The organism is Streptomyces sp. NPDC025638, from assembly GCF_055558775.1.
Map to the genome: position 1 here is coordinate 488653 of NZ_JBVHLX010000001.1, position 11296 is coordinate 499948.

11 protein-coding genes and 1 pseudogene are annotated in these 11296 nt (G+C 70.8%); 9 read left to right on the plus strand and 3 right to left on the minus strand.

The window, feature by feature from the left end; all coding sequences use genetic code 11:
- The first annotated feature begins 11 nt into the window (after positions 1-11).
- Complete coding sequence (locus ACZ4EG_RS02185; RefSeq protein WP_467789218.1) at positions 12-1475, plus strand: DUF1254 domain-containing protein; 1464 nt, start codon at positions 12-14, stop codon at positions 1473-1475.
- 58 nt (positions 1476-1533) lie between these two features.
- Positions 1534-2187 (plus strand): hypothetical protein, encoded by a 654-nt coding sequence (locus ACZ4EG_RS02190; protein WP_453551672.1) that lies wholly within the window; start codon positions 1534-1536, stop codon positions 2185-2187.
- 77 nt (positions 2188-2264) lie between these two features.
- Here ACZ4EG_RS02190 and ACZ4EG_RS02195 read toward each other — a convergent pair whose 3' ends face one another.
- A complete protein-coding gene (locus tag ACZ4EG_RS02195; protein ID WP_390706584.1) occupies positions 2265-2849 on the minus strand; it encodes a TerD family protein in 585 nt (194 codons plus the stop codon).
- A gap of 294 nt (positions 2850-3143) precedes the next feature.
- Between ACZ4EG_RS02195 and ACZ4EG_RS02200 the strand changes: the two genes are divergently transcribed.
- Positions 3144-3347 carry a hypothetical protein gene (locus ACZ4EG_RS02200; protein WP_467789219.1) on the plus strand — a complete coding sequence of 68 codons (204 nt, stop codon included), beginning with the start codon at positions 3144-3146 and terminating at the stop codon, positions 3345-3347.
- 182 nt (positions 3348-3529) lie between these two features.
- Positions 3530-4108 (plus strand): DUF2637 domain-containing protein, encoded by a 579-nt coding sequence (locus ACZ4EG_RS02205; RefSeq protein WP_453551680.1) that lies wholly within the window; start codon positions 3530-3532, stop codon positions 4106-4108.
- 61 nt (positions 4109-4169) lie between these two features.
- Here ACZ4EG_RS02205 and ACZ4EG_RS02210 read toward each other — a convergent pair whose 3' ends face one another.
- On the minus strand, positions 4170-5084 hold the full coding sequence (locus tag ACZ4EG_RS02210; protein ID WP_467789220.1) for a helix-turn-helix domain-containing protein: 915 nt from the start codon (positions 5082-5084) through the stop codon (positions 4170-4172).
- 66 nt (positions 5085-5150) lie between these two features.
- On the opposite strand from ACZ4EG_RS02210, the gene ACZ4EG_RS02215 reads away from it, so the two are divergent.
- On the plus strand, positions 5151-6632 hold the full coding sequence (locus ACZ4EG_RS02215) for an alpha/beta hydrolase (RefSeq protein ID WP_467789221.1): 1482 nt from the start codon (positions 5151-5153) through the stop codon (positions 6630-6632).
- Here the strand turns inward: ACZ4EG_RS02215 and ACZ4EG_RS02220 are convergent.
- Positions 6629-7843 carry an alpha/beta hydrolase family protein gene (locus ACZ4EG_RS02220; RefSeq protein WP_467789222.1) on the minus strand — a complete coding sequence of 405 codons (1215 nt, stop codon included), beginning with the start codon at positions 7841-7843 and terminating at the stop codon, positions 6629-6631. The two genes, ACZ4EG_RS02215 and ACZ4EG_RS02220, sit on opposite strands and share 4 nt — an antisense overlap.
- A 196-nt stretch (positions 7844-8039) precedes the next feature.
- Between ACZ4EG_RS02220 and ACZ4EG_RS02225 the strand changes: the two genes are divergently transcribed.
- The 4 genes and pseudogenes from ACZ4EG_RS02225 to ACZ4EG_RS02240 form a co-directional block, all read left to right on the plus strand.
- On the plus strand, positions 8040-8654 hold the full coding sequence (locus tag ACZ4EG_RS02225) for a hypothetical protein (RefSeq protein ID WP_467789223.1): 615 nt from the start codon (positions 8040-8042) through the stop codon (positions 8652-8654).
- A gap of 98 nt (positions 8655-8752) precedes the next feature.
- Positions 8753-9847 carry a hypothetical protein gene (locus tag ACZ4EG_RS02230; RefSeq protein WP_467789224.1) on the plus strand — a complete coding sequence of 365 codons (1095 nt, stop codon included), beginning with the start codon at positions 8753-8755 and terminating at the stop codon, positions 9845-9847.
- Positions 9848-9895: 48 nt separating this feature from the next.
- Positions 9896-10696 (plus strand): TIGR03936 family radical SAM-associated protein, encoded by an 801-nt coding sequence (locus ACZ4EG_RS02235; RefSeq protein ID WP_467789225.1) that lies wholly within the window; start codon positions 9896-9898, stop codon positions 10694-10696.
- 262 nt (positions 10697-10958) lie between these two features.
- Positions 10959-11296 (plus strand): annotated as a pseudogene (locus ACZ4EG_RS02240) (hypothetical protein); the annotation flags it as partial.

An 11296-nucleotide genomic window follows, 5' to 3' on the forward strand; every position in this document is an offset into this window, starting at 1 on the left:
CGCCGGGCGACATGGCGGGCGCGGCCGTCGCGGCGGCACGGACGGCCGGGCGTGCGGTTGCCCACCCCAAGGCCACGCTGGAGCGCGCCCGCCGGCTGACCGATGTCCTGCCCGCGCTGCGCCAGGCGTTGACGCCGATCCTGACCGGGCGGGTGGACGACTGGCGCGGGGAGTACGCCTACACGCTGGGCGAGCAGGCCTACGTCTACGGATTCCCGTACCTGTACAACGCCCAGCTGCGCCACCAGTGGGTCACGCAGGAACGCGATCCGGAGACCGTTCCGTACGCGGCCGTCAACCACTTCTGGCACGCGCGGCGGCTGATGGACGCCTCCTATCGGGACGGTGGCTGCCCCAACAACGACACCCTGTACTCGCTCGCCTGGGTCGATGTGAGCGCGGAGCCGGTCGTGCTGTCGCATCCGGACATGGGCGACAGGTACTTCACGTTCGAACTGGCCGGGATCACCTCGGACAACTTCGACTACGTCGGCCAGCGCACCACCGGCTCACAGGCGGGGCACTTCGCCATCACGGGACCGGGGTGGGAGGGGCAACTGCCCGACGGAGTGCGGCGCACGGCACAGGCGCCCAGCCCCTGGGTTCTGGTGCTGGGCCGGACGCTCGTCGCCGGTGAGGAGGACGTGCCCGAGGTCCGCGCGCTGCAGGAGCAGTACCGGCTCACCCCGCTGAGCCTGTTCGGGCAGGAAGGGCACACGCTTCCGGCACGTCGTGACGTGCTGGAGCCCGTGGACCCGGCCAAGGACCCCCTCGCTCCCTGGAAGACCCTGAACGCGATGCTGGCCGAGAACCCGCCGCCCGCGCACCACGAGGTGCTGCTGAGGCAGTTCGCCGAGATCGGCATCGGGCCCGGGCTCGACGTCGAGTTGCAGCCCGAGATCGTCAAGCGGTCCCTGATCCGGGCCGCCGCCACCGGGATGCCGCTGCTCAAGCAGCAGATGCTCAGCGGCGACTGGGCGCGTCTGGTCAACGGCTGGCGTTATCCGCCGCCTGAGATAGGGCGCTTCGGCGACGACTTCCTCAAGCGCGCGGCCGACCAGTCACTGGTCGGGATCACCGCCAACGACCCCGCAGAGGCGGTCTATCTGCTCTGCTACGACGACGCCGACGGCGCGAAGCTGTCCACCGGCCGCTACCGGTTGCGCTTCGAGCCCGGCAACCTCCCGCCGGTGGAGGGGTTCTGGTCCCTGACCGCCTACGGCGAGGACATGAACCTGATCGCCAACGACATGCGCCGCTACTCGCTCGGCGACCGGACCCCCGGGCTCGTTTACGACTCCGAGGGCGGGCTGACCCTGCATCTGCAGGCGGAGTCGCCGGGCCGGGACCGGGAGGCCAACTGGCTGCCCACACCCGAGCAGGGCCTCTGGTTCGTCATCCTGCGCATGTACCGGCCCCGTCCCTGGGTCGTGGACGCGACGTGGGAATGCCCTCCGCTCGAACGCCTCCCCTAGGGGCGGGCAAGAGGGGTTGCGACGAACGACGGGACAAGGCCCGTACGAAGGAGCAGACATGTCTCAGACGACTCCGACGGCCGCCCACCTCGGCGATCTGCGCGATGTCCGATACGGCGAGATCCTTCTCATCTCCCCGGGTGACGACGGCAGTCTGGAGGCCGCCGTCTACAACACCATCGGCCTCAACGACTGTCCCCTCGATCGGTGGAGGGCCCTGGATCCCCAGTCGCTGGCCCAGCAGTTCGCAGTGCCGGTGGTCTATCTCAACGGCCCCCGCTTCTGGCTGTTCGACGAACTCAGCGCCTTCGTCGTCGGCGACGTCGCCACGTTCGGCGGCATCGAGGCCAGACGGGTCGCCAAGGTCCGCATCCCCGCGGGACTCGAACTGACGCACGGTCCGGGGAAGGAGACCTACGTCGACATCGTGGTGGAGCGGGACACCGAGTACCGGTTCCTGGCCGGCAGGCCCGTGCACAGCCTGCTCACCCCGGACGGCAAGACCTACGTCATGCAGGCCTACTCCCAGATCGTGGACCCGGGCCAGACGATCGGCTCCCTCGCGGGCCTCGGCGAACGGCTGAGCCTTCCCCAGGGCTGGCGATACCAGGTCGACACCCCCACCGAGGACCTGCTCATGCGCCCGGTGGCCGGCGAGGCCCACGTGCTGCAGGACGAACTCGAAAACACCTACATGCTCCTCGCCCACTGAATCGGGCGCCCTGCGCGCGGTGTGTTTCCGTTGTGCGCGCAGGGCACGGCCCGTTCCTGCTGCCTGCCGAGGGCGGATTACTTGCTGATGGCGAAGCGCATCAGGGCGTGTTCGTCGCCCTGCTTGATCTTCCCCGTCACATTGATCACTTCGAGCTTCCAGTTGCCGGCGACCCGTACGGCCTTGGCCACGGCGCAGCCGTTGTCCTGGGTGAGCAGGCTCGGCCAGATGTCGGCGACCTGCTGGGAGCTGCCCCCGGTCGCGTCGTACACCTTGAAGCTGATGTTGCGGGCCTTCTGGAAGGAACTGCCCTTCTTGAAGGCGGCGGCGATGAACACGATGGAGGTGATCTGCGGCGGTATACGGGCGAACTCGACCGTGACCGTCTCGTCGTCGCCGTCCCCGCGTCCGGTCTGGTTGTCGCCGCTGTGGACCAGGGAGCCGTTGCCCATGGGGTCGAGGGAGTCGAGTCCGGCGAGGCGCACCGGGTCTCTGTCCTGCATGGCGACGGCGATCAGGTCGAGGTCGGTGCCGGTCTTGCGGCGGAGCATGCCCACCACGCCACCGCTGGAGCCGGCGGTGGGGTCCCAGGACACACCGATGGACAGGTGGGTCACTCCGTCCAGATCCGCCGGGCCGTCTTCTTTCTTGAGCGTGATCATGCGTGGTTCATCCTCTGGGTAAGGGGACTGCGACAGGCAAAGTGTGCCTGGAGTCTTCGGCGTTGGGCCGACTGGGCCCCCTCCGCCGGGCCGGCACCCCGAGGGACCGCGCCGCTCCTACAAGCGGATCGATGATTCCGGTTCCCTATCAGGAATTCATACCGATCGCGCGTAAATCTGCTCATCGGAGACCGGGACAACTCTTCCGGGTGACGCAATTACCCGAATGCCACACGCCTCGCCTCCGGTGGTACTCGTTAAGTGACCGTGACAGGGAGAGAAGGGTGTGGAGCCGTGAACCAGTCGCCTTACGTCAAGGGCCACACGCTGGCGGGCGTTGCTGCGGGGCTCGGTTACTACTCCGATCTTTTGGATGATTTTCTGGATGAGATCAGGAAGTTGGAAAGTGAATATATGAGAGCGATGCGGGATCGGTGCGCCGGCGCCGGCGCCGTACCGGTCATGATCGGATCCCGTGCTCTGGACCGTACTTCCTGAACCTGGGCGCGGAGGGCTTTCGAATGGACAGGAATTATGATGAAGCCGGTCTGTATGATCTTCACTATGCCCTGAGAACCGACCATGACACGCTGAACCAGCCTGTCTACGACCTGAGCCAGCCTGTCTACGACGCGGTCTCGTACCCCCAGCAGTCCTGGACCAACCCAGTACAGCCGGACATGACGCAGAAGGCCTGGGACCTGGACGAAGAGCTGGCCCAGATGCTGTCCACCGCGACCAGCCAGGAACCCACGCACATCCCGCCGGACCGACCGCACCGCAGGAGCAATCGGCGGCGGCTCCGTGCGGACTCCCACTTCCTCGACGGCGGCCAGCGGGTCACGCACGTGACGATCCTGATCGCGGCGATCCTGGTGTGCGCGGCGTGCATGCTCGGGTGGTCCATCGCCTACTCGTACGGCCAACTGCACGGCATCGCCTTGTCCGTGCTGCCCCCGAAGCTGGCGCGCTGGTGGCCGCTCATGGTCTACGGACCGTGGTTCGTGGCGGCCCTGTCCATCGTGCGGGCCACGGTTCAGCGGCGGGACACCCGGCGGTCCTGGTGCGTCATGCTGGCCGCGTCCGCCATGGCCGTGGCGCTCTCCATCAGCCATTCCTCGCGTTCCCACCTGGCGTTCGTGATGGTCGGACTGCCGCCGGTCACCGCCCTGGTGTGCTTCTGGGAACTGGTCGGACAGGTCTCGTCCGGATGCCGGCCCCGGCATGCAGCGCATGCACAGCGGCGCACCAAGCCCTGAGCCCCACCCGGGCCTCTCGGCCCTCTCCCGGCAAGGGAGAGGGCCGAGTTGCGTGTGAGGCTCAGGGCGCTGTTGTGCCCGCGGTCAGCGCCTCGCGCAGCCACAGGTCCGCCGCGCCGAGGGTCGGGTGGGGCGTGAGCTCTCCCGCCAGTTGCCAGTAGCGGGACATCACCGGGTGGTCCGCGGCGGCCAGCCGGACGGTGAGGACGCGGCGGAAGCCGGGGGTGTCCCGGGTGTCAAAGGCGCGGGCGTGGGCGGCGACGTAGCAGTCCAGGGCCTCGCCCGGGCCGGGGGAGCGGTCGGCCCGCAGAGCGGTCTCCACCAACTGGTAGGCCTCGTACAGGCCGTCGTAGAGCAGATCAGGGTGCGCGGCGGGGGCGGGCCGGTGGGACGTGAGGCAGTGGTCGGTGGCGTCCTTCGCCAGGGCGTGCAGCCGGGCGAAGGCGAGGACCTGCTCCGGAGTCGGGTCGGCGGGCGGCTGCGGTACGGCCGCCTCGGTGACCGCGGAGCGCAGCCGGGCCGAGAGACGCACCGGCAGCAGACGGCGCCAGTAGTGCGCGAGTGCGGAGGTGCTCGGAGGGACGCTGACCGCCCCTATCAGCTGCAGGCGTTCCGCCAGTTGTTCCGGGGCGCCCTCGTGCAGGGCCCGCAGGGCTGCCTCGCGCCAGCGCAGGGCGGCCAGTTCGGTGCCGAGGTCGTCCAGCCGGCGCGCAACCACCGCCTCCAGGCCGTCCCCGGAGCCGCTGTCCCCGGCGTCGAGAGCGCGCCCGATCTCGGGAACGGGCACGCCGAGGGAGCGCAGTGACCGGATGGTACGCAACCGGGAAAGCGCCTCGGGGCGGTATCGGCGGTGGCCTCCGGTGCTCCGGGTGGCCTCGGGCAGTAGGCCCCGGTCCGAGTAGAAGCGGACCGTCTTGACCGTGGTCCCCGCCCGCGCGGCGAGTTCGCCGATGCTCAGGGTGCCGTCTGCGGACAAGAGTTGAACCTCCCTCAGGGGGAGTTCCTAGGTTACCCGCGACGCAACCCGCCCCTGGAGGTGCTGATGTCCGTATTCATCCTGGTCTCCGGCCCGTTCACCAACGAACGGATCTGGAGCGAAGTGACCGGCCCGCTGCGTGAGTCCGGCGCGGAGGCGTACCCCGTGACGCTGAGCATGCGGCCCGAGGCCGAGCTGGAGACCCATGTCGAGGACATGGTCCGGCTGATCGACTCCCTCGACGCGCCCCGACTGGTGCTGGTCGGCCACGACTACGCCATCCACCCGGTGCTCGGCGCGGCGGACCGCCGCCCGGAACGGGTCGCCCGCATCGTCTACCTGGACGCCGGGCTGCCGGAGGACGGCGACCGGGCGCTGACCCTGGTGCCCGACCCCACGGTGCACCACCTGCTCGGCGCGGACGGCGACCCCGGGCCGGTCCCGGCGCCAAAGCCGCGGGAGTGGCAGCGATGGGGCAGCACGGAAGGACTGTCCCCGCGGCGGCTGGCGCTGCTGAGCGACCTGGCCGCCCCACAGCCGCCACGGACGCTCACGCAGCCCCTGCGCCTGACCGGCGCCGCCGCGGACGTGCCGACCACCGGAATCCTGTGCACGGCCGGAGGCACGACGATCGAGACGGTCGAGGCGCTGGTGCGCACCGGACCGCCGCAGTTCCGGAAGCTGGCCGACCCACAGGTGGGCTTCTTCGAACTGGCCACCGGCCACTGGCCGATGCTCTCCTGCCCGGACGAGCTGGCCGAGGTGCTGCTGCGCGCGGCGGCGGGCGAAGGACGCAGGCTGACCGCGCCCGAGGACGAGTCGCCGTATCTGCGTCCCTTCCTGCTCGACGTCCCGGAGGCGCCGAGGGTACGGAACGGGCGGCTGGACCTGCATCTGCCGCAGCCCGCCGCGATGGGGCCGCGGCCCGCCGTTCTGTTCGTGCACGGCGGACCGGTGCCGCGCGACCGCGACCCCGGGCTGCGCGACACGCCGTTCTACGTCGGCTACGGCCGTCTCGCGGCAAGCCGGGGAGCGGTGGGCGCGGTCGTGGGACACCGCCTGCACGGCATCGCCGACTACCCGCAGGCCGCGGACGACGTGGCCGAGGGCGTCGAACTGCTGCGGGCCGACCCCCGTGTGGACCCGGACCGGATCGCCCTGTGGTTCTTCTCCGGGGCGGGACTGCTCGCCGCGGACTGGATCGCCGCCCCGCCCGCGTGGCTGCGCTGTCTGGCGCTCACCTATCCGATCCTGGACCCGCTTCCGGGCTGGGGCGCGGTCGGCGACCGGTTCCACCCGGTCGACGCGCTCCCGGCCGACGGCGGGACACTGCCGCCCCTGGTGCTGACCCGCGCGGGTCTGGAGACACCGCAGATCGGCGGCACGGTCGAGAAGTTCGTGAGCGCGGCGGAGGAGAAGCAGGCTCCCGTCGAGATCATCGACGTCCCGCACGGCATCCACGGCTTCGAGATCCACAACCGCACCGACGAGTCCCGCGAGGCCGTGACCCGGGCCCTGCGCACGGTGCTCGGACACCTGGGGATCTAGGGGTGGCCGACCGAGGCCAGGCGGGCGTCCAGCCAGTCGAAGACGCGCTGCTCGAACACCGCGCGGCCGATCGGCTCGCAGTGCAGGTGCGCGCCCTCCTCCTCGGTGAAGCGGACCAGGTACTTCGGGCCGGGAAGCGCGTCGTACAGGCGCTGCGAGGCTCCCGGCCAGAAGTGCTCGCCGTCCGGGTCGGTGATCAGCAGCGGGGTGGTGATCAGGCCGACGAACGGCATGACGTCGTACTTGGACACCTCGGCGAGCAGGTCGAAGGGGGAGTCGATGCCGTACGGCTTGGCCCGCCAGCGCCACATCGCGGCCAGTGCCGGGTCCCTGCCCAGCACCTCCGTCATGACCTGGTCGAAGGCCGCGCGGTCGCCGGACTCCCACAGGGCGCGCAGTTCGGGGCCGAGGGTGTGCCACCAGCTGTCCGCGACCGCGACGACGCCCGGGTCGACGACCGCGGCGGCGATCCGGTGCTCGAACGCGAGTGCTCGGGGGACCCAGTAGCCGGCCTGGCTGATGCCGGCCAGGACGATCCGCCGGGGGTCGACGTCGCCGCGGGCGAGGAGGAAGTCCACGATCGGGGTGATGACCATCTCCCAGTCGGGCCGGAAGGTGACCCCGCGTTCGAACAGCATGGACTGCTGGCCGGGGCCGTCGAACAGCAGGACCCGGTACTCACGGGCCACCGCCGGCGCCCCGAGCATGGTCCACGCCGTACTGACCGGGCCGTCGCTGCCGTTGTTGACGATCACCGTGGGCAGCGGCCCCAGATCTCCGGGCGGGCCGACGAGGTACCCGGGTAGCGACCCTCCCTCGTAGGGGATCGAGACCCGTTCCGCGGGCGGGTCGCAGGCCTGCAGGAACCGGTCGAAGCAGTCGCGGTGCGCCGCGAACACCTCGGCCGGCTTCGCCTCGGGGTCCGCCAGACCGTCGACGGCCACCAGGGCGGTGCCGAAGTACCCGGCCGCCCGCAGATACGCGTCCCGGGCGCTCACCGTACGCTCCTCGGCCGCGCTCCTCTCGGCCCGCGCACGGACTCTGCGGGCCAGCGCGGTCCAGGCCGAGAACCAGCTCTCCGCGTGGCCGTCCGCCGCGACGGAGGTGGTGGCCAGTACCTCGCCGATGTCGGCGCCCTGCCGCCACGCCGAGCCAAGGGCGAGCAGGATCTCGTAGTTGTACTGGTCGTTCTTGCTGAACCGGTAGGTCATGGCTGCCTCCCGCTACGCCGTACGGCCGCCCCAAAGGACGCCCCCTGGAAGGCCCGGACCACCTCTCTCACCGTAGGAGCCCGCCCCCCGCGACGCACTCCGGAGGGGGAGGGCCGACGGCATGCGCGCGGCCCGCGCCCGCGGCAGGCTGGAAGGGGAGGGGCGTGAGTCCCGGTGGGTGACGGGAGGAACTGCCATGGGTGAGCAGTCGACGCGGTCGACGACGGACACCCCGGCCAAGAAGCTCGTCGGTAGCGGCGGGGCATTCCTGTCGTTCGCGCCATGGATCGTCTTCGGCGTGGTCGCGAGCCCCAGCACCTGGGAGTACGCGGCGCTGGCCGCGCTGATCGCCGTGATCGTCCTGTCGGGGCGGGACATCCTCCGAGGCAGGTTCTACATCCTGGACATGGTCGGCATCGTGTTCTTCGCCGTGATCACGGTCCTCGCGCTCGCCCTGGACCGCTCGCAGCTCCTGTGGCTGGAGACATACGCCCTGGTCATCTCCAACGGGGTGGTGGCCGCCGTGGCGCTGGGATCGCTGTTCGTCGATCCCTTCACCGCCCAGTACGCCCGCGAGTCGACGCCCCGCGAGGTGTGGGACTCGCCCGTCTTCAAGCACATCAACCAGGTGCTGACCGCGGCATGGGGCGGGGTCTTCGCCCTCATCGCCCTCTCGACCTGGCTGGCCATCCGCTTCCCGTCGATGGACGACTGGTTCAACTGGGTCGTCCCCGTGGTCCTGCTGGTCGCGGTCGTCAAATTCACGGAGCGCTATCCCGAGGCCTACAAGCAGCGGGCGCTCGCGACCTAGCCGCGACGAGATCGCGACGAGAAGAGACGAGATCGCGACGAGAAGAGGAGAAACCGCGCCACTGGATCCGTACGGGCGGCTGCGGCGTCTTCGTGGGTATGGAGTTCGAAAAGTCGCCCGAGCCGCGGCGGCAGGAACCCGAAGGGTGCCTGGTCGTCGCCCTCCGCATTCCCATACGCATCGTCGTGCTCGTCCTCGTCGTACCGATCCGGATGGCCTGGGACGGCCTCGTCGTGGCCGGGCGGTTCCTGACCGACACCGTGCTGCGACCGCTCGGGCGGGCGCTGCTGTGGGTCGGCCGGGCCGTCTTCGTCTGGCCGTGGGTGGCGCTGTGGCGGTACGTCGTCGTGCCGGTCGCGAAGGCGCTGGCCTGGCTCGGGCACCTGCTCGTGGTGGTACCGCTCGGCTGGCTGTACCGGTATGTGCTCACCCCGGTCGGGCATGCCCTCGCCTGGATCGGCCGCGGGATCGGCGCCGGCCTGGAGTGGCTGTACGCGCGTGTGCTCACGCCGATCGGCCGCGGCATCGCCTGGCTGCTGAAGGGCGTCGGGATCGTGCTCGGCGCCGTCGGGCTGGGCGTGTACACCGCCGTCGCCTGGCTGGTGCGGTATCTGCTCGTCGTACCCGCCCAGTGGCTGTACGAGTGGGTCCTCGCACCCGTCGGACGGGCACTGGTGTGGCTCGGCAACGCCGTCGTCACCGGTATCGGCGCCGTCCTGTACTGGACGACGCGTGTCGTTGTCGTCCTGCCCGCCCTCGCCCTGTGGCGCTGGGTGCTCGTGCCCGTCGGCCGCGTCCTCGCCGTCGTCGCGCGGGAGATCGGGGAGGCGCTCGGCCACGCCTGGCGGATCGCCGGGCGGATCTCGCTCGTCGTCGGGCGGTTCCTCGGGACCCTCTTCCGGTGGATGTTCGTGGAGCCGGTGAAGTGGGTCTACCGGACCGTCCTCACCCCGGTCGGGCACGTCGTCCGGGACGTCGTGCTGCGCCCCGCCGCCGAGGCCGGGCGCGCGGTGGGGCGGGCCACCCGGCAGGCCCTGGCCTCCGCCCGCGAGACGATGCGGCAGGCACGGGCCGACGTCCGGCGGATGCTGTTCGGCGAGCAGCGGCGTCCGGAGCCGGTGGCCCGGAGGGAACCCACGGGGCGTGAGACACGTACTCTTGGTAGCAGTACGACCGCTCTCACGAAGGACTGAACGACACTGGGCAAGCGACAGCCCGAAGGCCCGCCGCCCGCACCCGCGGTGCAGCGCATCCGACTGCGCTACACCAAGCGCGGCCGCCTCCGGTTCACCAGCCACCGTGACTTCCAGCGCGCCTTCGAGCGTGCGCTGCGCCGTGCCGAGGTGCCGATGGCGTACTCGGCGGGGTTCACGCCGCATCCGAAGGTTTCGTACGCCAATGCCGCACCCACCGGCACGGGCAGTGAGGCGGAGTACCTGGAGATCGCGCTCGCCGCGGCCCGCGACCCGGAGACGCTGCGCGTCCTCCTCGACGAGTCCCTGCCCACCGGGCTCGACATCGTCGACGCGGTCGAGGCACGGACGTCCGGGCTCGCCGACCGGCTGACGGCTTCCGTGTGGGAGCTGCGGCTGGACGGTGTCGACCCGGCCGACGTCGAGCACGCGGTCGAGGCCTTCACGAAGGCCGAGACCGTCGAAGTGCAGCGCACGACCAAGAACGGCGTCCGCACCTTCGACGCCCGTTCCGCGGTCGTGAGCCTGGAGAGCCTGCGGATCGCGGAAACGCACAGTTCGCAGGCTGATAGGCCGACCGACCAGCCCTGTGCGATACTGCGGCTGGTTGTTCGGCACGTGACGCCTGCCGTACGACCCGACGACGTCCTGTCCGGTCTCCGCGCCGTGGCCGACCTGGCGCCGCCGGTCCCCGCAGCGGTGACCAGGCTGGCGCAGGGGCTGTTCGATGAAGAGACCGGCACGGTGACCGACCCGCTCGCGCCCGACCGCGAGGCAGCAGCGACCGAGCCGCACCCGGCCGCCGCGACTGCCGCCGCGAAGGCGCCGGTGCCGGAAGGTTCCGCGTAAGGACGGACGTCGTAGCGCCGCCCTCGTACTCGGGAGCCACCTGGGTCGGGCAGCGCACCGACCAGAAGACTTTCGCCAGGCCGTACGCGACATGGCGTACGGAACCGACGAGACAGGACACAGAGAGCTCCCGTGTGGCGCCCGCGCCCCGGACGGCGGCCATCGCGCATCGCGCGGGCCGCGGACGTCAACGGCGGTCGATCGATCCGATCGACGCCGGACCAGGCGCGGCGCCCGGGAGCCTGACGGGAGAAACGCCCGCATGCTCGAATCGACCGAACCCAACGAGGGTTCCGAACTGAACACCCCCAGCGACACCCTGCCGCCGCGGAGGCGGCGCCGTGCCGCAACCCGCCCGGCGGGACCGCCCGCCGAGGCAGAGACCGTGACCGAAGTCGTCACGCCGGCCATACCGGCCGCCGAGACCACCGAGCTCGCGGAGACCGAGGCCGAGGCCGAGGTCGTCGAGGCGCCTGCCGCCGTCGAGGAGGCCGTGCCGGTCGCCCGTACGCGTCGGCGTGCCTCTCGTCGTGCTTCTGCGCCTGCTGGTGCGCCTGCGTCTGCTGAGGTGGTTGAGGCCGTGGTGCCTGCCGCTGAGGA